21 protein-coding genes are annotated in these 26,975 nt (G+C 39.3%); all 21 read right to left on the bottom strand.

The genetic code is table 11. The annotated features are described in order from the left end of the window. Positions 1-13: 13 nt before the first annotated feature. On the bottom strand, positions 14-1,360 hold the full coding sequence (locus D0X99_RS19405; RefSeq protein WP_147392272.1) for an O-antigen ligase family protein: 1,347 nt from the start codon (positions 1,358-1,360) through the stop codon (positions 14-16). A 56-nt stretch (positions 1,361-1,416) separates the two neighbouring features. Next, positions 1,417-2,523, bottom strand: coding sequence for a glycosyltransferase family 4 protein (locus D0X99_RS19400; protein WP_119479534.1), 1,107 nt, complete (start codon positions 2,521-2,523; stop codon positions 1,417-1,419). After that, the gene (locus D0X99_RS19395) at positions 2,520-3,650 is read right to left on the bottom strand and encodes a glycosyltransferase family 4 protein (RefSeq protein WP_119479533.1); all 1,131 of its coding nucleotides are present in this window, start codon (positions 3,648-3,650) and stop codon (positions 2,520-2,522) included. Before D0X99_RS19395 ends, D0X99_RS19400 begins: the two co-directional genes overlap by 4 nt. After that, the gene (locus D0X99_RS19390; protein WP_119479532.1) at positions 3,651-4,790 is read right to left on the bottom strand and encodes a glycosyltransferase family 4 protein; all 1,140 of its coding nucleotides are present in this window, start codon (positions 4,788-4,790) and stop codon (positions 3,651-3,653) included. It abuts the gene before it with no gap. Between the two features lie 12 nt (positions 4,791-4,802). Then, positions 4,803-6,191 carry a hypothetical protein gene (locus D0X99_RS19385; protein ID WP_119479531.1) on the bottom strand — a complete coding sequence of 463 codons (1,389 nt, stop codon included), beginning with the start codon at positions 6,189-6,191 and terminating at the stop codon, positions 4,803-4,805. Positions 6,192-6,201: 10 nt separating this feature from the next. Continuing rightward, the gene (gene neuC, locus D0X99_RS19380; protein ID WP_119479530.1) at positions 6,202-7,341 is read right to left on the bottom strand and encodes a UDP-N-acetylglucosamine 2-epimerase; all 1,140 of its coding nucleotides are present in this window, start codon (positions 7,339-7,341) and stop codon (positions 6,202-6,204) included. Further along, a complete protein-coding gene (gene neuB / locus D0X99_RS19375) occupies positions 7,331-8,371 on the bottom strand; it encodes an N-acetylneuraminate synthase (protein WP_119479529.1) in 1,041 nt (346 codons plus the stop codon). Before neuB ends, neuC begins: the two co-directional genes overlap by 11 nt. After that, positions 8,364-9,044 (bottom strand): acylneuraminate cytidylyltransferase family protein, encoded by a 681-nt coding sequence (locus D0X99_RS19370; protein ID WP_119479528.1) that lies wholly within the window; start codon positions 9,042-9,044, stop codon positions 8,364-8,366. Before D0X99_RS19370 ends, neuB begins: the two co-directional genes overlap by 8 nt. After that, the gene (locus D0X99_RS19365) at positions 9,045-10,055 is read right to left on the bottom strand and encodes a glycosyltransferase family A protein (protein WP_119479527.1); all 1,011 of its coding nucleotides are present in this window, start codon (positions 10,053-10,055) and stop codon (positions 9,045-9,047) included. A 2-nt stretch (positions 10,056-10,057) separates the two neighbouring features. Beyond that, positions 10,058-10,753, bottom strand: a complete 696-nt coding sequence (locus tag D0X99_RS19360) for an FkbM family methyltransferase (RefSeq protein ID WP_119479526.1) — start codon at positions 10,751-10,753, stop codon at positions 10,058-10,060. Between the two features lie 8 nt (positions 10,754-10,761). Beyond that, positions 10,762-11,451, bottom strand: coding sequence for a glycosyltransferase family 4 protein (locus tag D0X99_RS20795; RefSeq protein WP_394336587.1), 690 nt, complete (start codon positions 11,449-11,451; stop codon positions 10,762-10,764). A gap of 436 nt (positions 11,452-11,887) precedes the next feature. Continuing rightward, on the bottom strand, positions 11,888-13,681 hold the full coding sequence (locus D0X99_RS19350; RefSeq protein WP_119479524.1) for an ABC transporter ATP-binding protein: 1,794 nt from the start codon (positions 13,679-13,681) through the stop codon (positions 11,888-11,890). Between the two features lie 9 nt (positions 13,682-13,690). Beyond that, positions 13,691-16,075: a GumC family protein gene (locus D0X99_RS19345; protein ID WP_119479523.1), complete on the bottom strand. Its 2,385-nt coding sequence runs from the start codon at positions 16,073-16,075 to the stop codon at positions 13,691-13,693. A 9-nt stretch (positions 16,076-16,084) separates the two neighbouring features. Continuing rightward, on the bottom strand, positions 16,085-16,915 hold the full coding sequence (locus tag D0X99_RS19340; RefSeq protein ID WP_233553764.1) for a polysaccharide biosynthesis/export family protein: 831 nt from the start codon (positions 16,913-16,915) through the stop codon (positions 16,085-16,087). 108 nt (positions 16,916-17,023) lie between these two features. Next, the gene (locus D0X99_RS19335; RefSeq protein ID WP_119479522.1) at positions 17,024-18,328 is read right to left on the bottom strand and encodes a nucleotide sugar dehydrogenase; all 1,305 of its coding nucleotides are present in this window, start codon (positions 18,326-18,328) and stop codon (positions 17,024-17,026) included. Between the two features lie 284 nt (positions 18,329-18,612). After that, on the bottom strand, positions 18,613-20,007 hold the full coding sequence (locus tag D0X99_RS19330; RefSeq protein ID WP_119479521.1) for a UDP-glucose 6-dehydrogenase: 1,395 nt from the start codon (positions 20,005-20,007) through the stop codon (positions 18,613-18,615). 18 nt (positions 20,008-20,025) lie between these two features. Further along, entirely contained in the window at positions 20,026-21,681 is a 1,656-nt protein-coding gene (locus tag D0X99_RS19325) for a capsule assembly Wzi family protein (RefSeq protein WP_119479520.1), read from the bottom strand. After that, complete coding sequence (locus tag D0X99_RS19320) at positions 21,665-22,438, bottom strand: WecB/TagA/CpsF family glycosyltransferase (protein WP_119479519.1); 774 nt, start codon at positions 22,436-22,438, stop codon at positions 21,665-21,667. Before D0X99_RS19320 ends, D0X99_RS19325 begins: the two co-directional genes overlap by 17 nt. Before the next feature lie 1,119 nt (positions 22,439-23,557). After that, positions 23,558-24,637, bottom strand: a complete 1,080-nt coding sequence (locus D0X99_RS19310) for a glycosyltransferase (RefSeq protein WP_119479517.1) — start codon at positions 24,635-24,637, stop codon at positions 23,558-23,560. Beyond that, a complete protein-coding gene (locus D0X99_RS20350) occupies positions 24,634-25,122 on the bottom strand; it encodes a glycosyltransferase family protein (RefSeq protein ID WP_147392271.1) in 489 nt (162 codons plus the stop codon). Before D0X99_RS20350 ends, D0X99_RS19310 begins: the two co-directional genes overlap by 4 nt. Positions 25,123-25,726: 604 nt before the next feature. Next, positions 25,727-26,975, bottom strand: a 1,249-nt coding sequence (locus tag D0X99_RS19300) for an oligosaccharide flippase family protein (RefSeq protein ID WP_119479515.1), incomplete at its 5' end; no start/stop codon positions are given.

Genomic DNA, 26,975 nt, shown 5'->3' with positions numbered 1-26,975 from the left:
ATTGAAAATCATATTAAACAAGAGTTTCAACTTTTGCTCGGGGGCTTACCTGTTGCACTGGTTTTTTCTTTTCAGTGAGTTTTACACTGAGAAGACTGAGCCCTATGAGTGCTGGAGTTACGAAAGTCCTCATCGCAGCATGAAAAGTGGTATACATCGCCACAACAAAAAGCGCCATAAGGATTCCTCTAATCAAAGGGTTCGGATTGGATTTGAATAACTGAAAACCAAGACGGCATAAAATCAAGAAGTAAATCAATCCCAACAAACCATGTTCAGCCAAAAGCCGACTGAGTTCGACGTGCGCAACCGTTCCAGTCATGGTTTCCCTGATGAACCTAGAGGCACCAGCTCCAACACCGAGAAAAAAATGTTCAGTCCAAAGATTAATGTCACCCTCGAATATCTCAAATCTTCCCGTTGTCACCGAATTCAGGGATTTGACTTTGCTTCCCTCCAGAGTTCCCATGGTTTCTCCCTGGTATCTTAGACTTAGCATCCCACCTGTGATTTCATCTACCGCCAAATAAGCAACAACCGCAACCAGAATCGCTGGCAAAACATACTTTCCGATTTTGGGAAGCTTGTATTTTTTTCGATCCAGTAGAGAGGCTCCCCGTAAAAAAAACAATACAACCATAATACCCAGAACCGCCCCAAGCATTCCTCCTCTTGAAAAGGTTAGTAGTCCTTGGAAGGAAAATGCAAAAAGGACAAGAGCATCAATTAGGACGTATCCTGAAAATTTCCATCGGTTAATCATCAGGATAAACATGAAAAAAGCCCCTAAACCGAACAAGGTGGAAACTTGATTCGAACCAAAACCACCACTCCAATCCACATTAGCACCAAGTGCAAATTCAACCTCCTTGAAGTCCGGAGATTTGATAATGGTGTATCCCAAGACACCTAGCATAGGATACACGATCATCCGAAGCAAATGGCTCAATTGACGAGTAGTTACCTGCTGTTTGTAAAAAAAGACAATAACCAAGGCTACATTGACCGGACCCAAAATATTGAAAACCAAATCAGAACTAACAACTTGCCCTGTTACATCTATAAAAATGGCGGGCACAAGGCAGAGCAACATGATCCAACCTTCCTTTCCTCCAGTTTTGTACTTTAAAATCCCCCAAATCATCCCGGCACAAAGTAGATATTTGCCTAGTTCGTAAGGAATGAAAGGAGACGTCCTGGCCATTCGAGCCAAAAGCTCAAAAGAAATCAAGTAAAGCAATATCCCGATCAGAATAAATGGAGATTCGGAACGCTTCAGGATTAAACCTAACGAAGTGATAATCACCAGATAAAACCAAACAATAACCGGAATTGGAGAAAAAGTTGCTGATAGCCCCAAAGCTATATGGAAGAGAATCCAAATAAGGGGATACTTATTTAATATCAGCTGCTTGATCAATTTTCGCTCTTTTTTAAGTTAAAAAGTTCATCAACAAGTTTCACATAACCTGAAAGAAACTGAGCTGAACCGTAGTTTTTTGAAACATGCTTACCAAAATCTTCTCCCAATTTAAGAGCATCTTGAGGATTGGTAATAAATCTCTCCATTTCCAACGCTAAAGATTCAGGATTTTCTGAAGGCACCAATTTACCGAATTCCCCATGGCCCAAAACTTCCGGACACTGACCAACTTGGGTAGAAATAACCGCCAAATCAGCTAACCCATATTCCAAAAGGGCTACTGGAAGTCCTTCCCTATCTGAAGCAACAATTCCTGAATGAACTTCTGAAAGGACATTGGAGACATCCATGACGGAATCTTCCACACTTACTTTTTCCTCAAGTTCCAATTCTTTTCTCAACTCCAAGACCCTTTTCTTCCAGATAGAATCCACCTCTTTCCCAATTAGCCGAACTCTAAAATCAAGTCCTTTTTTATCCAGAATTCCAGCTGCTTTAATCAGGTTTACCTGACCCTTTTCGCTTCTGAAATTAGCCAAATGCAGAAAAGTAAAAATGGAAGGTTTATTTTTTTCAACTTTGGAAAGACTTGGAAAATTAGCTAAGAAGGCAATCCTTTCACTTTTTACAAGCTTTTTCTGCTCCCAATAGGATTTGGTGGATTCATTGGCTGTGAGGACGAAATCAATTTTGGAACCAATCCAAGACAATTCATTTCGAGGATTCTTTTGGATCACTTCCTCAGATATTCCCAAATGATCATGCCAGATGAGTTTGACCCCTGGTCTTAGGAATTTAATACCTACTCCCCAATAAACCGAAGTGCCATGGGCATGAAGAATATCCGGATTAAATTCGTCCAAAATTGAAATGAGCGATTTAAAAGCCTTGAAATCCAAGGTGTTTCGCTTTCCAAGAAGTCTTAAGGAGGATTTATTATTAACCAGGTGATGAAGTTTACCATTACTTCTACTGACTACCAGTAAATTGGAAATACCCGCTTCAAAAAAAGCATTGGCCATGTTTACAGCCATTCGCTCAGCACCACCGGTATCCAGTGTATCTATTAATTGAAGGATTTTTAGGTTATCCTTACTCATCTATTTAGCAACACCGACTGAATTTCCTGCTCAAACTTTTCCAACGTATACTGCCGGGACCAATTAGCAGCGGCCAACACTTTTTGGGAATACAAATCAGGTTGATCCCAGTACTTATTTATGGAGTTGATAACCTCATCTACTTTACCCGTAACCAAATCACCCCTTTCTCCAAAACCAAGCATTTGAGGAACGCAGGAAACTGCCGTTGTGATTGGCAAGCATCCCCAAAACATGGCTTCTGCCACCACTTTGGGCCAGCCTTCACTTTGGGATATAAAAATCAGAAAATGAGCTTGTTGGAAAGCTTTCTTTACAACCTCGGCAGACACATTACCGTGAATGAAAACGGAATCTTGCAGATCATTTTCTTTCGCGAATGATTCAAGTTTATTTCGTTCGGGCCCCTCTCCATAAAAATCTAATCTTACTTTTTTTCCCGAATTTTTTAATTCCTTGGCGACTTCGGCAGAAATCATGGGTTGCTTTCCTGAATTGAGTCCCCCGACAAAAATCAAATTGATATCTTCTTCAGGATTAAGCTTTTTTAGTACGATGTCCTCTTTTTCATTTTCAGAATAGGAAGCTGTAAAAAAAGGCCGGATGTTCAGACTCTCATTGGGCCATTCCCCATAGACTAAGACTTGCATTTTTTTAGTCAGGAATGGATTGCTCAGGATTTTTTGTTGAAGTCGGTAGGTAAAGGGCTGGACACTGGAACGGTCCCAATTCCCTGCATATTTCGCTGATTTGATTTTGTTAGGGAAAAAGATCTGAACCATTGCCCCCAACAGTCCCATATTGCCAGGACACCGGAGGTGGATATGATCTGCATTTTTCATGGCTTTCCATGTTCTTGTCCACAAAACAGGAAACTTAAGAAACGTCCCAAGAATTTCTTTAATTGAAAGAACACTAAACTCTGGCACTTCCTCGAGACTCAAAGCAGAGTGATTATAAGGCAGGTCAATAGGATCGGGTTTTTGACTCAGGTCGAGGGGGGACAAAATAGTCACACAATCCACATGACTAAACCATAAATTCATCTCTCTCACATAAGGACCATAGGCAAAAAACTTTCCATCCTTAAGTTTATGGACCACATGTCCAATCACTAAAAGGTGCATTTAAGAATTGAGAATCTTTTGGTAAAACTCCAGGTTTTTTGCGGTCATCCGGTCAGGATCAAATTTTTCCAAGGCTTTCTTTCTGGCCGATTTTCCGATTTCATTAAATCTGTCCTTCGCATTCAGAGCTTCGATGATAACGGCTGCGATACTTTCCGGACTATGGGGATTACATAGCCAACCGTTGACACCGTGATCGATTGTTTCCTTGCCTGGACCTAGTTCAGAAAAAATAACCGGCTTCTCCATAGCCATTGCTTCAGGTGCAACCAGACCTTGTGTCTCCATATGCGATGGGAAAATGCAAATTTCTGCCTGCTCATAGAATCCTGGTAAACTGTCATGGCTGACAGCTCCATGGAATTGAACCCTATTGAGAATCTCTTCAGAAATGGATTCCTTCAGAAAACCGATGTAGGATCTTCCGTCAGGAAACAGCCAGTCTCTGCCATAGACTTCCAAGTGAATCTTTGGGAATTTCTCTGCAACGATCGGAAGAGCCGCAATTAACTGACGTATTCCTTTTTTTTCACAAACAGTACCGGCAAAAACTAAACGAAAAGGGATGGTCTTCTCGGGATCAGCAGGGTAAAACTTATCAAAGGAAATCGGATAATTGATTACCTCAATTGGCTTGCTATGATATGAAAGGTAGGTCTCGGTATGTGTTTTGACATAATCAGAAACTGCAACAAAGCCATCTGCTTTCTGAAAAGACTTCTTTTCCTGAAACCCCTTCCATTTGTTGACTCCCCTTTTTTCACCCTCGGCAAAAAAGTGGTGGCCTCCATGGAGTCGGATAAGATACTTTATGGCTGGATTTTTCCTGAGAAATGCCAGTGTAAGTTCAGATCCTTCCACTATATCTATGGGATGGCCTTCATGTGTCTGATCAATAAAATCTGAAATCACCGAAAAATTCCTCCACCAACCTATCAGCTTTGCTTTGCTGGCCGGAAAGGTTACTACCCTGACCCCGTCTATTTGCTCATCGATCAATTTCCCTCCATTGATTCCGGCAACAGTTACCTGATGACCATTTTCAATGAGCTTTTTGGAAAATGTGAGAAGAAAAGTCCCAATTCCACCGTGAGTGGCACCCTTGCGCGGAAATTCAGGAGAAAGAAAACAGATGTGCATTACTCAGTCAGTTTAACCTGCTTTTTTGGCGGAAATTATGGCTTCAGCCAATTTTTCTGATGCAGTTACTTGGAGATCAGGCTCGATGATTTTATCCAGCCAAAGTTTCCTGTCTTTTGCTACAGATTCAGGTTGATCAATGATCAGCCTTATCTTCTTTAAAATTTCAGAACTTGAATTTGCCCAAACTACGGCGTCCCAATTGCCCATGGATCTAAAGTGCTGAAATTGATAAATGTCCTTCACAGTCCATTCTTGTCCTTCCTTATGGTCGTAATTCAGGTATAATCCCGGACTATCAAACCAACTAAAGTCAAGTGCCATCGTACTTCCGATATTCACGACGGTTGCACAATGGTAGCTGAGGTTGACCAAATGATCGATATCCTCCGGATAAGGAAAAAATTGGTTCCAATATGTCCCCTTATTCCACATGGGATTAAGATGTATGATTTCAGGATGGCGATTTAATACATTTTGATACCGATCTACGGTCTCTACGGGGACTTGGCGAAATATCAACTGAATGTCCTTTTGCCCTTTTAATGCATTTGCGACATCTTCCAAATAATCCGAATCATAAGGAGAGGTTTTGGAATCACAACCTGAAAAGCAAACCCAATGCTTTGAAGCATCCAATCCAAACTGAGCGGCAAAATCCTCCCTTGAAATGATAGAATCCTCATTCTTGTAAAAATCAAATTGTGGAGTACCCGTAATCAGAACTTGATTTTCTTTAAGCTCGGGGTAATAAAATTTGAGTTCTTCGGCCATGTGGTTTGACCATACTGTATAGAATTTTGCCCGAATCGGAAGTCGTGCCTTTGGAAGATTATCCCAAGAAAAAATCGCGGTCATCGTTGTGACCCCTAAATCTTCTCCTGCAGCAAGGGCATATGCTGCTCCCGGATACCGCTGATGCGTACAAAAAAGCACATCCGGATTGATTTCTTTTAATTGGGATTTGTACTTCTGATAGGCTTCAGTTTTTCGTAGTCTGGCAAAATAAATCCCCTCCGTTGCAACGAGGCTTTGATATCCTTTAATCCTTTTTCCTATTTTCTCGGAAAACCAGATTAACGCTTTTCGCTTAAAGGATCCTTTCTTTTCATGCCAGTTGAGCATGATCGTAGGATTCTCGGTTATTTGTTGATTGTGCTTCAGTCGGGCATAGGAGGTACTTTCCCGTAAAAGCTGAATAATGAAATCTTCCGGGTAAGAAGTAAAAGTTGCTTGATGGGGAGTAAATCTATTAATCTTGGAAGCAAGCTCTATAACTTTTTGATCCAAAGCATGCCAAATCACTACTTCATGGCCTCTTTGATGAAGAATCAAAAGAAGGTCTGAATACAAATAATTACGAATACCGACTCCGTCAGGAATCAAAAAACAAATCTTCATTAGATAAGACTCAACTTAAATCAAGGTCCTTAAAGACCTTTTGCTTGGAGGTTGCCCAAAAATCAGGCTTTAACAGTGTTTCCAGGAATAATTGGTCACTATTTCCTGATCCAAAAAGCTGAAGTGGCTCATGGCGGTCCATTTCAATTACCCTTTGAAGTGCTTCTACAATTTCAGCTTTATTATATCCCACATTGATAATCTCAGAATGTAAAGCGCGATTCTGTTGCCTTGAACCGATATTTATAGCAGGAATACCATAATAAGGAGCCTCCCTGATACCTGCACTGCTGTTCCCAAGGATAAATAGGCTCTTCTTCAACAAGGCCAGAAAAAATTCAAACCGCAGGCTTGGAAATACGCTGAATTTGGGGCTTCCTTTCAAGCGTTCATATGCCTCCAGAATGTGTCTGGACCCAAGGTCATTATTTGGGTAGATGACGAGGAAATTTTGGTCAGATTCGATTGCGGCGTCCACCAATTCCTTGGAGGCGGCTGCCATTTTATCCTCCTCTGTAGTCACCGGATGAAACATCAATACTCCAAACTGCTCAAAAGGAATCTGGTAATAGGCCAAAGCCTCAGAAAAACTTGGAAGCTTATCTGAAAACATCAGGTCAATATCGGGTGAACCAATGACGTGAATATTTGCCTCCATCTCTCCCATTTGAACCAATCGCCTTTTAGCCAGCTCGTTGGACACATAGTGAACATGGCTCATTTTGGAAACCGAATGCCGAATGAGTTCATCGATTGTCCCGGACACTTCACCCCCCTCAATATGTGCCACCAGAATATTGTTCATTGACCCAGTGATCGCACCTGCGAGTGCTTCTACCCGATCTCCATGGATCACCAATAAATCTGGCTTGTTTTCCTGAATGTATGAGGAAAGCCCCTCTATGGTCTTGGCAAGTGTTAGATCCATACTTGCCTCGGTGGTGTAATTGATGTACTGGAAAATATTATCAAATCCTGACTTATGGATTTCAAGTACTGTGTATCCATATTTTCGGTGCATATGCATACCAGTGGCAAAGATATGTACCTCAAAATCAGGGTGATTTCGAGTTATTGAAATCAAGGATTTGAGCTTTCCAAAATCAGCTCGGGTTCCGGTAAGGAACAGGATTTTCTTTTTATTCGACATCCTTCCAGGACACGTGTTCGTCAGCTTCAATTTCCTTCAGGGCTTTTTTTCCGATCAAAGACTCGTAGTGCTCCGCGAGAATTTCTCCTGTACCTGGTCTTTTCACCCAAATATTTTGTTTTGAAAAGACATCACCAGCCTTTATGGGTTCAGTTGTAACAACTGTGGCAAAAGCAAAGTCAATTGTAACTTGCTCCTCTTTTGCAGGCTCCTTTCTTCCACCAAGCATTTGGTGGATTTCTCTGCTTCCTTGGATCAATTCCCTACAGGCTTGTTCGTCCATCGAGCAAACAATGTCAGGACCGGTTCGTTGCATATGGTCAGTAAAATGCCGCTCCAATAGGGAAGCTCCTTGTGCTACTGCTGCAAAACAGGCTAAGTTGGAAAGCGTATGATCGCTCAATCCAACCGGAATACCTGGGAATTCTTCCATCAATTGCTGCATAGCTCCTAATCGAACCAGATGGATTGGGGTTGGATAAAGATTGGTGGTGTGAAGGATTGCCAGAGGGACACCGTGTTTTTGGATAGTAGCCACAGCCTTTCGGACACTTTCAATCGTGTTCATGCCAGTACTTAGGATCATGGGTTTGCCAAAAGAGGCAATATGATCCAACAATGGGTAATTATTGCATTCACCTGAGCCAATTTTAAATGCTTCTACACCCATTCCCTGTAACCGATTAGCTGCAGCACGGGAAAATGGTGTGGAAATAAAAATCATCCCTTTACTTTCAACATAAGCCTTCAATGCCCGCTCATCTTCTTCATTTAATGCACATCGCTCCATAATCTCATAGATAGAGACGGTTGCGTTGCCTGGAATTACTTTTTTTGCACTGCGGCTCATCTCGTCCTCCACAATGTGAGTCTGGTGCTTCACCACTTCTGCTCCTGCTCTGGCAGCAGCATCCACCATTTCAAAAGCTGTCTTGAGGCTGCCTTCGTGGTTGATTCCTAGTTCGGCAATGACCAATGGAGGGTAATCCGGCCCAACTTTTCGGCCTGCTATCTCGATGTAACTATTCATTTTCCTTATGATTTTCTAGAATATATTGGGCATAGGCTAAATCCTGGGGCTCATCAATATCCACTGTAGCAGTAATATGATCTACTACTAAGGGAAAGACATCTGAAGTGATGATTTGGCCACCACGGATACTATCAGCAAGAGTAATATAGATGAGTCCGTTTTCGTAATAGCGGGGAACCAGATCCTGCATCCTTTGACCGGGTTCGTAATTTTCAGGATGAAAAAAATGGTCACTGTCGATCTGTCCATACTTTTTATTTAGGGCAGAAAAACCAGCCAAGCTTTGTCTTCCCGAACCTTCAAAACTTAAAATCGCTTTTTCCAAAAGCCAGTTAGGCCGAAGGGGATTTGTGGCCTGAAGCAGAATCAGTGCATCACATTGAATTTGGTTTTCCTCAAACCATTGAAGCTGATGTTGGAGCACTTCCACTGAACTGGTGGTATCAGATCCTAAAGCTAAAGGCCTGTAGGTGATTTCTGCTCCAAAAGCTTTGGCCACCTTGGCAATTTCCTCATCATCCGTATTCACGAAAATCTGCAGATTTGGAAGTGATTTTTTTGCATAAAGAATACTGTGTGCAATCAATGGAATGCCTCCAAGCTCAATGATATTTTTCCCTTTGAGTCTTTTGGAGCCACCTCTTGCTGGAATAACCACTTGATAATTCATCTACAAACCGTCTTGTTCAGTCTGGACCTTCAGCTTTGGTGCGGGACCACGATGGTCATAACTTTTTCTAAAAAACTTTCCGTAAATCCTATTGATCAAGGAATTGCTTCTTTTGGGAGATAAGCTGTTTAGTTGAATTAAGTCAACTTCAGTTTGATTTTTCACTAAAGTTTGAAAGTCATTGTTATTTTCATCAGTCAAATGATTTCCCATGTGACTCACCCATGCCTTTGGAGTACTTAACCTCCAATATCCAAAATCGTCAATCGGCTTATCAATCCAAAGGGCTTCGCTATTGTTGGATATCTTGATAAAACTTGGATTGAAAGGCATTTGGAAAATAGCCTCTCTTCTTATAGTCATCACCTGGTGTCCACTTCCTGCTACTGCCATACCCTTCTTGCTTCGAACAATGGGAAGATTGGAATCATATTCTTCCTTGAAATCCCAACCATAACAACTGTAGATTTTTCGAATGGATTCCTGGTCCTCAGTCTTTTCAAATCCGAACGAAAGTTTCTTCTGAATCACAGCCTTCATCACTGAGGAAGAGTAATAGTAAAGATGGCGGGCAATAGGAAAAGGAGCGACCGATCCGGCTTGTTCAAATTCCACAAAAACATTTTCTACAGCCTCTTGCCAGCCATTTTTAAAAAGTATATCACTGTCAGAAAGTGTAATCAAATCCTCCCGGCAAGCTCTCGCTGCACCTAGTATTGCATCCACTTTTCCGATATTTTGGGAGTGGGTGATTAAAGTTTCAATTTTTCCCAGATCCTGCTGAAGTCTGAGCCAAGCTTTTACCTCAGGGCAAGACCCATTGTCTACCACAGTGATTGCTGATCGATTATGCTGAGTCAGCCAGGCTGATTCGATACAAGCTTTGTATACCTCAAAAATTTCCTGGAAATAGCCTTCAAAATTTGGAATAAAAACCGGGATGATAATTCGATGATGATTTCGCTTCTCGAGTTTGAAATTCAACTTAGCAGGATTAACCCCGGTTCTCATTATTAGTGATTAAGTTTATAATCTTTTCTGCAAAAGATAAGATTTCCGGCTCCATCAGAGCTCTGAACCAACTTTGACAATAGCCTGTACTCTTTATCTTCAAGCAATTTGGTGACATTTGAAGTCAAATCATTTACCAAAGGCTGGTCGGTTTCTACCATCACCACGGGCGGTCTGAATTTTTCCCAATTATTTGAACGCAAGACTTCAAAATCTAAACCTTCGACATCAACATCAATAAAATCAATGTGATTGTCTAGTTTAAACTCTTCAATTAGTTCTTCCAAACTTGATAAAGGGACGTCTATCTCCTTTTCTATATAAGAGACTAGATTGTTCTTCTCAAGAAATGAGTAATCGAATGTATTCATTGATGCCATTTTCTGGGGCAACATATAATACTTCAAAACTCCCGAGGTGGAAGAAATTCCTCTGTTAATAAACGTGTCTTTGGGTCTTACTTCTGCAAATTTTGAAATCAGATCCGGATTTGGGTCAACCACAAAACCTCTCCATCCTTTTAAGTAAAAAAAATAAGTATTGGAGAAAGTGATGGGTTCGAAACATCCAATGTCCAAGTAGCCTCCCTTAAACTTGTTAAATAGTTTGAACAACTGAATATCCTCACCAGCCTTTGAAAAAGAAACTCTGTAGCGGGAATAAACGAGAGTTCTTAAAAGGTCTTTTACTTTACTCATTAAAGGTTCTATTTTAAGCCGTTTCGGATCCGATCTTCCCAGCTTTTCAGACTGAAAAAATCGAAGAGCGAGTTTCTGGTTTTTTCGTCCAGATCCCTCCACGAGTCGGAAGAAATAATATTTCCGAACTCGGTAATCCAAGAAGCAATAATATTGGGATCCTCAATGAACCTTACCCTTTCGTACCCTCCCACTACATCAGCAATTCCCCCATTTCTTGAACTAACAATAAAATTACCGCATTTTATTGCTTCTACAAGTGATAACCCAAAGCCTTCTTTCCAAAGAGAAGTAAAAAAATAAAAGTCGCTGACTTGAAGGATTTCTGCAACTTGAGGAGGGTTTAATCTACCCTTTTGAATAAGTCTATCTGACTTCCATTTTAAATGATGAGCATTTCCAATAATTATGATTTTAATTCTTGGGTCCAACTCAATAAGTGCCGGGATCATTTTTTCAAATAAATGGATTCCTTTCACAGGTCTCGAATTGGCCATCCAAGTGATTAGGATTTCACTAGATCCAAATCCTTCCAACTTTCTTTTTCTAATTTTCTCCTCCGTTGAAAGGGGATAAAAAATCTCAGAAGAAACACCATTACCAACTATCTCAACTTCAGGGGTGAATTGGTTATTGCAAATAACTGACTCTCTATATCCAAGCCTAGTTAGAAAAAAAACTTTGTCAGTTCGGTACATTACCATAGGACTCAGTTCGATTGAATGTCCATGATGGTAATAAATCAGCTCACTATTATCTGGAAGTTGAGGTTTGAATTTTGCCAATGCATACAATAAGGCCTGGTCATCAACCACAAGCAACTGCAGCGGTTTTCCTTCTTTTGCGATTAGAACTAACTCCCTGATATAATCACGGAAAATCCAGGAAAAGAGCAACTTGTTTTTAAATAGTTTTGCCCCTTTAAACCATTTCCTTTTTTTACAATACCTAAAAACATCTGATTGAATTGGATTTGGGGAAAGCACATAATCAAAAAGCGGAGCCTGCTTAAGCAAATAATTAAACTCGAAAGTCCAACTCCCTACTTGGTCAAAAGGAAGAGGTAAATTTGAAAGAAGGACTCTGATTTTGTTTTTCAACGTTATTTTTTTCTTTATTCAAGAAGAAAAAATCCTAGAACTCTTGTAACTCAACCATCCTTTTAAAGAGTGAATTCTGGTCAACCAGCTCTTCAAAGGAGCCTTCTCCATCTACTATACCCCTGTTCAAAACCAAAATTTTATCTGCTTTTTTCACTGTACTCAATCGATGTGCAACAATAATGATGGTGTATTTGCCCCTGAGATTTTCAATATTTTCCTGAATTGACCTTTCTGTTTCGCTATCCAAGGCAGAAGTTGCTTCATCCAAAATCAAGACATCAACCTCTTTATAGAGTTCTCTTGCAATAGAGATCCGTTGCTTTTGTCCCCCACTTACCAACATTCCGTTGTCACCCAATTTGGTCTGCTCTTTATCCGGAAGTGAGTCCACAAAGCTTTCGATATTTGCTAACCGAATGGCCTCTCTGAATCTTGCTACGTTTTGAGGAGATTTCTCATCCCAAAAAGTCACATTATTAAATATATTATCATTAAAAATTACTGGTTCTTGAGTAATATATCCAAACCTCCTTCGGTAGGCTGATTTATCAAAAAAGCTTCTTTCGCTCCCGTTTATAAGGATTTGCCCGGATGTAGGTTCAAGTAAACCAATGATCAAATTAACCATGGTCGTTTTCCCACTTCCTGATCCACCTACCAGGGCAAGAGTGCGGAGATGGTCAATTCTGATTTGAATATTATTTAAAACCGGAGTTTGAGGGTTGTAGGCAAAATTCAAATTGGAAAGCTCAATTTGCTCAATTCTTGGAATTTTATTCTTGCTTTCAGTTGGCTCTTTCATGAGTTTAAACTCATCCATGAGTTCCATTGCAGCTACTACACCACCATAATGGGCAACAAATCCCTGCCAACTGGTCTGTAGACTGATGACATAATTCAAGGCCCGATAAAAAAACAACAAGCTTGCAAGGATGGTGGCCATTTGTCCACCCATGTAGTTCACTTGAATTAAAATCACAGCCACAACTATAATCAAGACGATTGGCTCTCGGGTCGCTCCTAAAAAGGCGTTGTACATCCCAATCTTCTTTTGCTGAAATTCAATAGAATCAATGATTCCTTTGAGTTTCATCTTATACTTTGAAAAATAATCTGTTGCCTTTAAGTATTTAAAATTATGAACAGCTTGAATCAAATAGGATTGGAATTCATGATTGTAGGCAGTTACTCCAACAGAAGCTTTTTCAGTGAATTTGAAAATGATTTTAAAAATGAAATTGGACATAAAACCTCCAATGCTTACCAGAATTGCAAACTGAAAGTTTGAAAGCATTGCTAAAGCAATGTATACCATCAGGAGCACCAAATATTGAATGGTACTGAAGTAGGTAAGAAAACTGTAAGTCACTTTGAATACCTCTCCTGAAAGTGTGTTTTGAACTTTACCCGCATCGAGATTAACAAAGTTTTTGTAGCTCATTCCACCGAGTCCATCCACCATTTCATATCGAAGCTTTCTAACAAACTCCATTTGGAGCCTAGTTTTAAAAACTCCATCATAAAATTTAAATACTGACTTGATGAGGAACAAGGCAACCATCACTCCCAAGATCACATTGAGATCAAGACCGAAACCCAAGGCTTCAATCCAATCCAGGAGAAAATCAAGGTTACCTAGAGCATCCCGGTTTTCCTGAGTAATGCCATCAGCAGCGATCTGGAAAACTGGGATGAACAAGGCCAAACCAAATCCATCCAGCAAACCAACCAAAAGACTGGAGGCTACTAGGAGTATAACTTTGTATCCCAGGTACTCATAAAAAAATGAGAAGTACCTGAAATATTTTTGAAGGAAGTTTTTCAAGAGGAGTAATTAAATGCGGAATCGCTTTTTCTTTTTGTTTTCTTCATCGTAATACCCATAACCATAGCCATAGGTATAGCCATATCCTCCATAAGAAACTTTGCTCGCATCCAATCCATTGAAAATTGCATAGATGTTTTTCACGCCCTTTTGCTCTTTCAACCCATTAACTGCATCTATGAATCCTTTTTCAGAATAGTTTTGTCTGAAGACGAAAAGTGTAAAGTCTACCATTGTCAGCAGGTCTAGTGTTTCAGATACCAATCCAACAGGAGGAGTATCCAAAATAACCACATCGTATTCGCCTCTTAATTTAGAAATGAGTACTTCAAAATTCGGAGAAAACAACAATTCGGAGGGGTTTGGGGGGATTGGACCGGAAAGAATTAGGTCCAAATTCTCATATTGAGTTTGCTTGACCACCTTTTTAAAATCGTCTTCCTGACCGCTGAGGTAAGTTGAAAGACCAACGTCATTTTTTAAACCAAAGTCCTCAAAGATTTTTGGTTTACGCATGTCGCAACCTACCAAGACGGTCTTCTTACCGGTCAAAGAATATACAGACGCAAGGTTCATTGCGCAAAAAGTCTTTCCTTCACCCGAAATGGTCGAAGTGATCATGAAAGTGAGTTGCTTCTCCTTAGGCACTAAGAACTTTATGTTAGATCTCAACGACCTGAAGCCTTCCGCAATTCCCGATTTCCCTGAACCAAATACAACCAAATTTTCCTTTCCCTTATTTTGAAGGATGGTAGATAGGACAGGTATTTTAAGTTTCCTTTCCAAATACTTCGGCTCTTCGATCTTTGTCTGGAAAAACTCCCTTCCAAAAACAAACAGGATCGGGATCAATAATCCTGCAAATATTGCAGCCAAATAATTCCTCGCAGGCTTAGGACTTACCTGCAAAAGTCCAGCTTTTGCATATTCGATAATCTTATTCGCGGGGGTATTTGACGCCTTGGATATTGCAGATTCTGCTCTTCTTTCAGACAGGAAATTGTAGATATTCTCATTCAAAGTAGCCTGTCTTTGAATTCTGATTAAGTTTTGTTCAGCTTGAGGAAGTGATCGGAATGAAGCTTCAATGTTCCGTTTTCTGTTTTCAAGATCTTCAATGGACATTTTATTATTGAGGTCCACATTATTAAGAATCTCGGAAATGGACCTATTGAGATCAGCCAGTTTTTTATTTGCCTCTCTGACTTGAGGCGAGAGATCCGTTTGTGTGGCCATTAATCGAGACCGCTCCACCTGAACGGCTAAAAGATTTTCTATCAATCCATTTAGGTACGGATCTTCTATCCCCAATCCTGAAGGCACTACAATTTCATTATAGTTTTCCCTTACCAAATAATCCTTGAGCGATTGATAGTATCGACGCTTTAGATTTTCATTAGCCAACTGTGTTTCGATTTCTGTCAGCTGATTGAAAATGGTGGAGCTCTCAGAACTCAGGTTAAACGTCTGATTCGAAGATCTGAAATCTTGGAGTTGTGTTTCAAAAAACGTGAGTGAATCTGCAACTCCTGCAACTTGGGAATCAATAAAGTTTATGGTCCTGTTAGCGATCTCATTTTTCTCAAAAAGCTCAAGTTCCAGATAAGTTTCCATCAATGCGTTGAGGTATGCTTCTCCTTTAGCTCTGTTTTGAACAACTACACTTAGCGCTAAAATTGAGGAGTTCTTTTCAGCCAATTCAATGATCAAACCAAGTGAATAGGTATTAACGAGATAGTTTTTATCTCTTAGAAGAAACATGGAAGATCCGCTCGCCTGCCCCGAAGTATTACTTACTTTAATTTTGAAATGTGGAGTTTCAACCCATTCGCCAAACTTGAAGGAATTGGATTCCAAATTTTTTACAGAACCATAACTACCATCCGGAAATAACTGGCTGTAAGATTCCTCTGGAAATACCATTTGAAATTCTCCAATGGAATTCCAATTGACCTCAATCAATCCGTTTAGTAATTGTGGGGCTTTCCAGTCAACTTCAACTAAAATTGGGGTTTGCCGATAAAGCTCTTTATTGACAAAAGTCCCTTTTTCATAGTACTCAACCTGAAAATCAAGCTTAGCCAAAGTAGCTTCGGCAATTGGACGTGACTTAAGAATGATCATTTCATTGGTCAACCCCATTCCTTGTTCCTGACCCATTGCAGGATTTTCAAAAAATGAAAATGCCTGCTCATTTTCCTTGATGAAAAACTTTGAGGAAACTCTAAAATTTGGAGGGGTTGTCTGGGTTATGTAAAAAGCAAGACCAATACATAGGGTTAAACTCAAAAGCATCCACGGCCAAATCTTGACGATTTTGGGAAGGATTGCCTTCAAATCAAAACTACTCTCTTCCTCGTGAAAAAGGTCTTTATCTTCCTGATCTACACTCATAAAGTGGGATTAATTATTGTCTTGTACTAAAGTAAGGATAAGCGCAATGGCGGTAATCGAAGTAGTCAACAAAGTGAGCGTTTCAACCAAGGTGTTTCCAGCTCCGATTTCTCTCACTTTCATTGGTTCGGCATAGATCATATCATTGGGCTTCAAAAAGAAATACTCAGAGCCTAATAGTTTTCTATCCAAAAGGTTGATTTTATGGATCTGTGATCCATCGGGATATTGTCTTACCAGTAGAATTTCATCCCGTTTTGCCACTCTGCTAAGATCTCCGGCAAATGCAATGGCTTCGAAAATAGTTACCCTATTTTGAAGGATTGTGTACTTACCGGATCTGTTAAACTCTCCTAGGGCACTAAAACGGATTCCTCCAAGTCTTACCCTGACAAAAAATTCATTTTGGTTAACATACTTTACCACTTCTTTTTCAACAGCAAGTTTGGCTTCCTCAGTACTCATACCAACCAGTTTCAGCTTTCCAATGAGCGGAATTTCAACCATACCCTCGTCATCAATCGTATATCCGTTCATGAAAAAAGCATCGCCAGCACCCTGTCCACCACCCATTGCAGCCTGATTTTGAATGTCATTTGATACTGCCCCAAAAACAAGATTCAAGGTAGGGTCAGTAGTCTTAATATTGATTTCGACAATATCATTTACCTGTAGAAGATACTCTTCTGTGACATAAGGATACTTTTCACTTGTCTCAACCAGAGGTCCTGTTGATTCCTCCAATTCCTGCATGTAAATCATTTTCTTGTTGGAGACACAAGAAAAAAGACCCAAGGAAAGGGCTATTCCAAGGACGCAAAACTTTACTAGCTTATTCATTGATGAAGAATTAAATTTTGAAAAAGGTGATTTTTATCAAAAATACAAGGCCAAAAATAAGAATTTATACTAATGATAAACTACTATTTAAACCCTGACTCAAATGGCTCAAAGTCTGGAGTCCACTTTGGATTTATCCAAAAACCCTTTTACGTCAAATACTACCTGATTTGAGGACTTTTGGATTTGGAGTGATTTAAATTGTTTATGCGAAACCGCTAAGATCACTGCTGAATAATTTTCTAGTGGTGGAGCAGTCTCACCAGAAATAATATCAATCCCGTATTCATGCTGCACCTCCGCAGGATTTGCCCATGGATCATACACATCCACTTCCATATCAAAGGATTTAAGCTCATTGTAAATATCAATTACCCTAGTGTTTCTCACATCCGGACAATCTTCTTTAAAGGTAAATCCAAGGATCAGGACTTTGGAATCGATTACCTTAAGATCCTTGCGCATCATAAGCTTAATCACTTCTGTGGCAACATACTTTCCCATGCTATCATTCAATCGACGACCAGCAAGGATAATTTCAGGATGGTAACCCACCTCCTGGGCCTTTTGTGCGAGGTAGAAGGGGTCAACTCCGATGCAATGTCCTCCTACCAATCCCGGCTTAAATTTTAGAAAATTCCACTTAGTCCCAGCCGCCTCCAATACTTCGTGAGTATCAATTCCCAATAAATTGAAAATTTTAGAGAGTTCGTTGACAAATGCAATATTGATATCCCTTTGAGAATTTTCGATTACTTTGGCTGCTTCAGCCACTTTTATTGAAGTTGCTTTATGGGTGCCAGCTACAATCACAGATCGGTACAACTCATCCACATAATCTGCAACCGCCGGAGTACTACCGGAGGTGACTTTTAGGATTTTCGATACGGTATGTTCTTTATCTCCAGGATTGATCCGTTCCGGGGAGTAGCCTGCATAGAAATCTTTGTTGAATTTCAGACCAGATACTTTCTCAAGCACCGGAACACATTCATCTTCTGTCACTCCGGGATAGACTGTAGATTCATAAATCACCACATCCCCCTTTTTGAGGTAATTTCCTATGTTTTCAGAAGCCTTCAACATGGGTGTAAGTACCGGTCGGTTGTATTTATCTGTAGGGGTGGGAACTGTCACGATAAAAATGTTACAATCCGCTAATGACTTGGATTCGAAGGTTGGAAAAAGTCCCTTATCTCCCGATTTGGGCACATTAGTTACCAAGACAGATTTGAGAAGGTTATCCTCTACTTCGAGAGTTTTATCTACACCTGACTTGAGATCTTCAACTCTAGCCCTGTCAATATCAAATCCGATAACGGGAAATTTTTTCGAAAATTCTACAGCCAATGGTAAACCTACATATCCAAGGCCGATAATTGCAATTTTAGAATCCTGAATTGGTGTCAACATGACGATTTATGGTAAAAGTTTTATGTTGTGTTCTGTACTTATTTAAAGCTTCGCCCTTTCGGTCACAAACAGACCTAGTAGAGAGACTATCCGGAACTTGCTTTTTCTGTCTCCTTTTGATAAATCAAGGAAGATTAAAGGCAAGATTGGAACACTTGGAATGAGTACCAAAGTTACTCATTCCAGTAGATAATTTGCCGCTTATATTTTTTGAAGTGTGTTTGTAAACTCTGGAATGACTCCCAATCAAAAAGAAATATTCAATTCAGAGATGATGCCTTCCATTATGGCTTACCAATGGCATAGAACCTGAAACCGATTTTTGTCATTTCTTCTTTCGAAAGAATATTTCTGCCGTCGAAAAGTGTAGCAGGCTTTAACATGTTTTGATAAATCTTTTCCCAATCATAAGTTTTGAATTCATCCCACTCTGTAAGAATGGCTATCGCATGTGAGTCTTTACAGGCCTCATATGGATCGTTCATAACCTTAACATGGCGCCTATTCTCGTCTGAGGATCTGGTATTCAGATACTCCAAATCTGCATAGACTTTTTCCTGGTTTACTTTTGGATCATACACGCAAATTTTTGCCTGCTCACTCAATAAATGATCCGCCACGTAGATTGCTGCAGATTCGCGGGTATCATTCGTGTCTTTTTTAAATGCCCAACCCAAAAATGTTATTTTTTTCCCACTGACCGTATTGTAAAGTGACTTGATAATCTTCTTTGCGAACCTGGCCTTTTGATGATCATTCATTTTTATTACTTGCTCCCAATAATCGGCCACCTCATTAAGCTGGTAACTTCTGCAGATATAAACCATATTCAAAATATCCTTTTGGAAACAAGAGCCTCCAAAACCTACTGAAGCTTTCAAAAATTTGGATCCAATTCGGCTGTCAGTTCCTATTGCCTTTGCCACCTCAGAAACGTCAGCTCCAGTCACCTCACATAGCTCTGACAAAGCGTTAATAGAAGATACCCTCTGGGCCAAGAATGCATTTGCAGTAAGCTTAGAAAGTTCTGAAGACCAAACATTTGTAGTAAGAATCCGGTCTTTAGGCACCCAACGTGCATATATATCGACCAATGCCTGAATTGCAATTTTCCCTTCTGGAGTATCATCTCCCCCAATCAACACTCTGTCAGGAGATTCCAAATCCTCAATTGCAGTACCTTCTGCGAGGAATTCAGGATTGGAAAGAATTTGAAATTTCAAACCATTCCCAGTGTTTACCAGAATATCCTTCACTGCTTGGGCTGTCCTCACAGGAAGGGTTGATTTTTCAACCACAATCTTGTCTTCTTTTGATGCTGTTGCAATCTGTCTGGCACATAATTCCACCCACTTCAAGTCAGCCGCCATCCCTTTGCCTTCACCATATGTTTTTGTGGGAGTGTTCACTGAAATAAAAATCATTTCAGATTCCTCAATCGCTTTGATCACATCCGTCGAAAAAAACAGGTTTCTTCCTCTTGCCTCAGCTACTACCTTATCCAGACCTGGTTCATATACAGGAAGATTACTCAGATCAGGGTCATTCCATGCATCAATTCTGGTTTGATTTATATCTACAACGGTAACTTTAATATCCGGGCATTTTTGAGCGATCACAGACATAGTAGGTCCACCTACATATCCAGCACCTATGCAACAGATTTTTGTAACTTTCATACTAATGATTTTTGGTTTTCAATTCTTGTTATCCTTCTTTAAAAAGTAAATCAAACTTACTTTACCATGGAATGAGTTTATATTTTGAACAGTACCATTTTCAAGATTTTCAGGTAGGTTACCTTTCCATTGATAATTTCGGCCATGAACAAATTTTAATTCGGAGGTTAATTTCAGGTTCCCGAAATCGTGGTTAACCAATGCTCCAACAGTATAATCCAACCAAGGATTAGTCACCCCATGGCTCACAAAAGCACGGTTATAAAAATCCATGTGATTCTCTAACCGATGAAAGACCAGCCCCAATTTATTCCACCCTTCCACCACTGCAACTTCAAGAATTTGGATATTCGATCCTGTTCCAATACCTGTGCCTAGTGCTTGACCATAATTTCCATAGCTTCTGACTTGATAATGGAGCTGCCAAGATGAATCTCCCCCCAGTCCCATATACCTTACGTATCGATTGACAGGCTCTTGTTGATGAATCACCTCACCTCGAATTTGAATTTTCTTTCCACTGCTGCTCTGAGGCAAATCAACAAGCTTGATAAAACCAAACAGGTAGCCTCTGGAATGCTCAGGACTTAAAACGGCATCACGCCAATTGTAGGCATGGTCTCTTCGTCCATATTCAGCGTAGATCTCAGCTTGGGCTTTGGGGACTGCATACCTGAAGAAAAAAGTGGCCTGTTGATCCTGGGCTTCCCCATCGTAGATAACTGAATTATTGTTTTCAAAGAGTTTCTCTTTTTGAAATGGTTCAAAAATCGGAAAATAGCCGCCAAAATCTTTGCTTTGATCTTCGCTGAACTGTTGAAAAGTTCGGGAGAAACCAATTGTAGCATTTGATATCCATTTTGGATTATAGGATACCATCAAAGCATTCAGATACCTCCAGTCTCCCGAGAAATAGGAAAAATACTGCTCGTTGAGTTGCTCATTTTGGGATGCTCCCAGGCCTGAATTTTCAAGTCTACCTACCAGTAATTGTCCCTCAAAATTACCCAAAAAAGTTTTTGCCGGCTTTACAGTGTTCAAAGTTAAATGAGGAAAACTTCGCGCGTTATCTGAAAAAGTCATGGAAGCCCATTGACCAGGTCCCCACCAGATTGACCGGGTGGACAATCCTGTTTCGAAAGAACCATACCTTAAAGTTACGCTGCTTTGTCCCCACCAAAAATCCTGAAATGTACTTGAAGCATATCTTTCGGGTGAATCATCATAATTCCAATAATGGTATCTGTCTTTGATAACAGAGGGGTGAAAAAGTTCAGAAAAACCTTCATAGGGCCGATTTTCCGCAACTACGTATTCGGGTTGAAACCTTATATGTAAAATGGAAGCCTTGAAATAAAATCCTGTTGATAAATATTGCTGCCATCCTACTGAAGGTATCATTGGTCCATCTCCCCAGCTGTAAGGTCTTTTTCCACTATACTGAGTAGCACTAATCAAAGGCAAAGCCTGTAGTGAAACCTTTTTGTTTGGCGATTCCGGAAGATTGGATAGATAAGGCATCCTGAGGACAAATCCACCAAATCTCTGATTTGTATCCTGAGCCGAATAATTCCTCCTTTGAACCTCCTCCAAAATCTGAAACCCTGGCTGGTTGCTTTGAGAAAAAACTTGGAGGGAAAACAATAATAAAATAAGACTAATGAAGTACTTCATTAGAGATTTTTTCCTTTTTCAATCCCTGCTTCACAAAATCAAATAAAATAAGAAAAGGAAATTTCAGCAGTTTGGATTGCCTCTTTATCCTCGCCCAAGAAAAATCCTGAGTCAGTCTAAACAACCATTCAAGGCCATTTTCTTGAAACCATAAAGGAGCCCTTTTCACATTGTTGGAATAATAATCCAAGGCCCCTCCATTACCAAAGATCAGGCGAGCTTCCAAAAGATGGAAATTATCCTGAATCCATTTTTCCTGCTTCGGGTTACCTAAGCAAACCATCAAAATATCAGGCTTTAGAAGTCTTATTTCATCGATAATCACGCTCTCCATGTTATCATCCAAATACCCATGGTGTAAGCCTATTACTCCTTGATACCCAAATTTTTCAAGAAACTTTTGCTTTGCTTTTTCAGCTACTCCTGGTTTTCCGCCTAAAAAATAAAAAGTTAACCCTCGTTCTTTTGCTTTTTCAATGAGACGGGGCAACATATCCGTTCCAGTGATTCGCTCTTTCAAAGGATATTGATGAAGCAGCCTTGAAGCTAGCACTACTCCAATTCCATCTGCAACATTAAACTCAATGGAATTCAAATATTTTTTCAATTGGGGATTACTTCTGGCTTGCAATAGAAACTCAGGATTGGAAAGCGCTATTCTAAATTTCTTCTTTGCCTCAATCTCTTTGACAACCAAATCGACAAATTCATCAATTGTGAAATTGTCAAATCTAACGCCTAATATCCTATTTGTCATTTTTTACGATGATTTCCGGGTTTTTCGAAGTCAAAAACAACGAAACACCCAGCATGGCATACACGCTGTTGAATGCAGAAACTGATAGTGAGTTCAAAATCAAAATCATTAAAATTAGAAAAGAAATGAACCTATCTGTACCAGACTTCCGAACTAAATGATAAACTGAAAGACAAAGAAACGAAAATCCAATTAATCCATGGTCAAATATCACCCTAATAATAAAGGAGTGTAGAATAACACTATAGCAGGTTCCATCATTTCTGAAACTCAATAATTTTTCATAATAGTTAAGTTTCCCACAGGTTTCAGGGCTCAACGCTGTTATCCTTTCTGAACCCACCAGAAAATCAAAAAAAGTCCAGTCTTTGACCTCCTTAAGAAAACTCATAAAAAAGATATAGCGGTCTATACTTTCAAGTGTGTCTCCCTCAGACCTAGTCAGAAATATGAAATAAATCATCCCTATCCCAATAGGTGCAAAAAGCAACAGAATGAAAAAATTTCTCTTGTTGAGGTTCTTTAAAAATAATGCTCCAATTAGAAACACTATAATGACTAACCCTGAGCGTGACCCGGAAAGAAAAAAAGTAATCAACAAAAGCATAATTTCCAGATAATTAAGCTCCCTCCGATTTCGATAATCAAGCAAAAAAAGGCAAGAAAGCATCATCAATTCGAAATTGCTTTCGTCAAAAACCCGAATGCTTTGCCTTGCTGTACCCTGCAGTACGAGGAAAAGATATTTTAGAAAAAACAATCCCAAAACCACCAAATAAATCTTCCTGACATACTCGGGAGTAAGGGAGTTTTTTCCGACAAATTGGCTAATGATAACCAAGTAAACGAAGGACTTGAAAATCAGGAAAAAATCAAGAATATGATTCTTTTCGATGATTACCGCATAGATCAAACTTAAAGTCACATAAGTGAGAGAAACTATGGGAATCCAAAGGACATCTTTTTGGATAGTGGATAAATAAATGAAGAAGGTGACGAAAAGGAGCGCTTCAAATAAAATGGAAGGATTGAAAAGATTAAGTCCTAAAAAACTTAAAAATCCCAATACCAGGATATTGAGATACAGGATTTGATGGGGTAAAAGAGAAATCCTAAAATTCACTTTTGAAAAGAAAGAAAGATTTGTTCGAACTGATCAATGAACCTGGACCGCAAATACCTCGTCACCATTTTATCGTGGATTTTTGATCCCTTCAAATGCTTAGGTTTATTTTGAATCTGATTTTTAAAAAAGTCTTTCCAAACATCAGAAGAGTTTATAGGCAAAATTTCCCCGTAAATTTCTCCACCAATTGTTACAGCCTCTACCTGCGCCGGCACATCGGAAACCACCGTGTTTACTCCCAAAACAATCGCTTCCAAGAGCGCGATACTCATTCCCTCAAATAGCGATGGCATTGCGAAAAAGTGAGTTTCGGACAGCATTTTCAGAATCTCTGAATGATCCCTCTTGCCAAGTAACTCAACCTGAGCTTCAATTCCCTTTTCCTTTATTTTTGCCCTAAGTTTTTGTTCCTCTGGCCCTTCACCAACTATGCTCAGTTTAACATTCATATCTGGTGAAATGCTTTCAACCAAAAACAATTGATTTTTCTGTGGCATAAGTCGCCCGACATTCAATATTCTAAGCGGGCCTGTGTCATCCATCTGAAATCTGGAGATATCAAAATCTGATTCAAACGAATTATAAATCACTTCATCAATCGCCTGCTGTTTGTAAAATGGCTGAAAAGAATTCTTGGTGGTTTGAGAGACATAAACTATTCCCGCATACCATCCATTGTTTTGTAAAAACTGATCGACCTTTTGGACTACAGGGTTATAAGTAGTCCTTTCGTTATGATGGGAAACAATGACAGGGATTCCCAGACTTTTTCCGCAAATCGCAGCGTAGATGTTAGCGTAATGCGTAAAGGCCAAGCATACATCCGGAGGAGACGTTTTCCAATATTCCTTAAGTTTAAAATATGTGTTAAAGATTTTATTCAATGGTTTTCCGGAATCCAGAAGGATTTTAATTGAAACGTTAGGTTCAAGCCTATAAGTAACCGGTACTTTTTCAAAAAAAAACACAACCATCACCTCGTGTCCGCGCTGGGCAAGTCCGTTAGCCAGATCGATTGCCACTTTTTGAGCACCTGCAGGTTCGAGTTGAGTAACTATCAGATGGATTTTCATTCCTGGGAAAGGATGGAATCAAAAAAGTCTACTCTCCTTTTTTCCAATATTGAGGAATCAACTAACGGAAAAGCTTCTGCATTGGAGACAATTCTATCTTTCACTCGAACGCAAAACTCCCGTATTGAAACAAGGTTGGGATTTCTTGGGTCAATTTCAAGAGCCCATTCAGGCAAATGACTGTGATCTTCAAACATTGCTTCCTTATACCCTATAATTATGGGAAATCCATTTGCTATATATTCCCTGATTTTCAAAGGACAAGCCTCCTCCATATTTTTCCTGAAAAGCGCTAATGTGCCAATACATACATGACATTTCATCATGATAGGCAAATACTTTTCAGCAGAAAGAAAACCATGATAATAAACATTAGAATAAGAAGGCTTTAAAAGTCCAACCACATGAAAGTCAAATTCAGGAAGGTCTTGTGCTAATTGTTCCAAAATATCAAAGCCTTGCCAAGGTTGGTCGGGAGTCCCCATAAAAAACAGTCCAATCCGACTTTGGCTAGGATCTGGTGACTTTAAGGTAGGATATTGAGAGGTTTGGATCGAATTTGGAACACAAACCTGAGGAATCTGATACTTTCGGATCGAATTATGGTTCAAAATCTCATGTGTAACAGAAACTAACCCCGACATTTGATGAAAAAATCTATTTCTGAGCAAGTAGAAAGCCAAGAGTCTAAAGGTGGATTTTAGATTTACATTACTCTTGAAAAAAAGCTTTGCTTCATCCCGGTCAATGGTGTTGAGTTCACAAATGAGCTTATACTTTTTAGCCAAAAAGAGAATATTTGCCGTAACTGTATCGTATCGGAGATAAACCAAATCAGGATTAAACTCATCAATATCGTTTAACAGATTTTTATTTGGACGAACTCGAGAAGATATAAAACCTGAGAACCCATAAATATTTGCATCGATAATCGAATTTTCACAGAAACCGGAAATAGCAAAAACCTTGACTTCAACACCGAGATTTTCCCATTCCGAAATTTGGGATTTTATCTTTTTGACTACCCCATCATTACGGGTTAGGTCATGTACTAGATAATAAGCTATTTTCATCTAATCGAAAGGAAAATCAATTGGAATACAAGCTTCCTTTTCTCAATTGAATAATGTAAATAATTAAAAATATAGAAAATATTAAGCATTTAGCCAATAGACTATCCAACTGAATAGAATTTACAAAAATAAAGTCATCATAGAGGATAGTTGCACAAAGTACAATTCCTATGATTAGAATAAATTTATCCTTTACTAAAGAAATAACAGATTGATAATAATACTTATTACTGTAAACTATATTGACCACTAAACCAAAAAGAGAACTTATCAAGGTCGAAAAGGCAACTCCTATTACTCCAAACCTCCCAATGAGCAGAAGACAAAGACCAAGATTTACAAGTGATGATAAGATATTTATCAGTGCCAATTTTCCGGTTTCTTTAGCAAGCGTCAGCCCAGGAAAAAAAACATAAACGGAAGAAAAAATCATTGAACAAGTTACGACTGGAATTAAAACTCTTGCCTCGAGGTATTCCGGAGTAGTTAGAAAAATCAGAATTTCACTGGAAAAAAAGGTCAAGAACAAAAGAAAAATAAGTGATGCTCTGGAAAAATGTCTAAAAAGAATACCAATCGATTCTTTTGTTGTTTTGGAATAAGGGTCATTATAAATCAAGGGGGTAAGGGCACTGGAAAAGCCTGTAGTAGCCAAACCCACTAAGGCAGCAAATCTAAATGCCACTCCGAATACTGCTAATTCCTTTAATCCTAAATACTTATTGATGATTAGTCTGTCTAGATACAAAGAAAAGTAAACCGCTACAGCAGATAATATTAAAGGGATTGAAAAATTCAAAATTCGTTGTGCATACTTTAGTGAAAAGATCCCCGAATAATATTCTCTTTGAAAAAAAAAGGAGATTACTATTGAAATTGAAGTTGAAATTATTCCAGAGATTAATACTCCATTAAGTCCAAAATCCAAATAGAAAAGAAACACACCGATTGAAATCAAATTCAAAAAAGTATAAATGAGGGATGTGTAAGCAAACTTCAAGCTCTGCATCGTCCACCTAAGGTTGTTTTGGATGAATAAAAAAATTCCATTTAAAAACACATAAAAAGCAACTAAGGCATAAGAATTTTCAGGGAGTTCCTGAAGCAGCACATAAGTTGACACTAATGGTTCGAATAGGAAAAAAAACAACAAGAATAAGGAATAACTTATTAAAGTCACTCCCAATCCTGTTGTAACCAGATTGATCCTGGAGTTTGATAATCTGTAAGACGGAAGAAACCTTGCAATTGCTTGTGTAACTTCC

The sequence above is a fragment of the Algoriphagus lacus genome (genome assembly GCF_003583985.1).
Lineage (GTDB): Bacteria > Bacteroidota > Bacteroidia > Cytophagales > Cyclobacteriaceae > Algoriphagus > Algoriphagus lacus.
This window is presented reverse-complemented; position numbering and strand designations above follow the sequence as displayed.

What these genes read in the sequence shown, in the direction of transcription:
- D0X99_RS19400 (WP_119479534.1), bottom strand. Translation starts at nt 2,523, where the DNA reads ATGAGTAAGGATAACCTAAAAATCCTTCAATTAATAGATACACTGGAT.
- D0X99_RS19395 (WP_119479533.1), bottom strand. Translation starts at nt 3,650, where the DNA reads ATGCACCTTTTAGTGATTGGACATGTGGTCCATAAACTTAAGGATGGA.
- D0X99_RS19390 (WP_119479532.1), bottom strand. Translation starts at nt 4,790, where the DNA reads ATGCACATCTGTTTTCTTTCTCCTGAATTTCCGCGCAAGGGTGCCACT.
- D0X99_RS19385 (WP_119479531.1), bottom strand. Translation starts at nt 6,191, where the DNA reads ATGAAGATTTGTTTTTTGATTCCTGACGGAGTCGGTATTCGTAATTAT.
- neuC (WP_119479530.1), bottom strand. Translation starts at nt 7,341, where the DNA reads ATGTCGAATAAAAAGAAAATCCTGTTCCTTACCGGAACCCGAGCTGAT.
- neuB (WP_119479529.1), bottom strand. Translation starts at nt 8,371, where the DNA reads ATGAATAGTTACATCGAGATAGCAGGCCGAAAAGTTGGGCCGGATTAC.
- D0X99_RS19370 (WP_119479528.1), bottom strand. Translation starts at nt 9,044, where the DNA reads ATGAATTATCAAGTGGTTATTCCAGCAAGAGGTGGCTCCAAAAGACTC.
- D0X99_RS19365 (WP_119479527.1), bottom strand. Translation starts at nt 10,055, where the DNA reads ATGAGAACCGGGGTTAATCCTGCTAAGTTGAATTTCAAACTCGAGAAG.
- D0X99_RS19360 (WP_119479526.1), bottom strand. Translation starts at nt 10,753, where the DNA reads ATGAGTAAAGTAAAAGACCTTTTAAGAACTCTCGTTTATTCCCGCTAC.
- D0X99_RS20795 (WP_394336587.1), bottom strand. Translation starts at nt 11,451, where the DNA reads ATGTACCGAACTGACAAAGTTTTTTTTCTAACTAGGCTTGGATATAGA.
- D0X99_RS19345 (WP_119479523.1), bottom strand. Translation starts at nt 16,075, where the DNA reads ATGAGTGTAGATCAGGAAGATAAAGACCTTTTTCACGAGGAAGAGAGT.
- D0X99_RS19340 (WP_233553764.1), bottom strand. Translation starts at nt 16,915, where the DNA reads ATGAATAAGCTAGTAAAGTTTTGCGTCCTTGGAATAGCCCTTTCCTTG.
- D0X99_RS19335 (WP_119479522.1), bottom strand. Translation starts at nt 18,328, where the DNA reads ATGTTGACACCAATTCAGGATTCTAAAATTGCAATTATCGGCCTTGGA.
- D0X99_RS19330 (WP_119479521.1), bottom strand. Translation starts at nt 20,007, where the DNA reads ATGAAAGTTACAAAAATCTGTTGCATAGGTGCTGGATATGTAGGTGGA.
- D0X99_RS19325 (WP_119479520.1), bottom strand. Translation starts at nt 21,681, where the DNA reads ATGAAGTACTTCATTAGTCTTATTTTATTATTGTTTTCCCTCCAAGTT.
- D0X99_RS19320 (WP_119479519.1), bottom strand. Translation starts at nt 22,438, where the DNA reads ATGACAAATAGGATATTAGGCGTTAGATTTGACAATTTCACAATTGAT.
- D0X99_RS19310 (WP_119479517.1), bottom strand. Translation starts at nt 24,637, where the DNA reads ATGAAAATCCATCTGATAGTTACTCAACTCGAACCTGCAGGTGCTCAA.
- D0X99_RS20350 (WP_147392271.1), bottom strand. Translation starts at nt 25,122, where the DNA reads ATGGGGACTCCCGACCAACCTTGGCAAGGCTTTGATATTTTGGAACAA.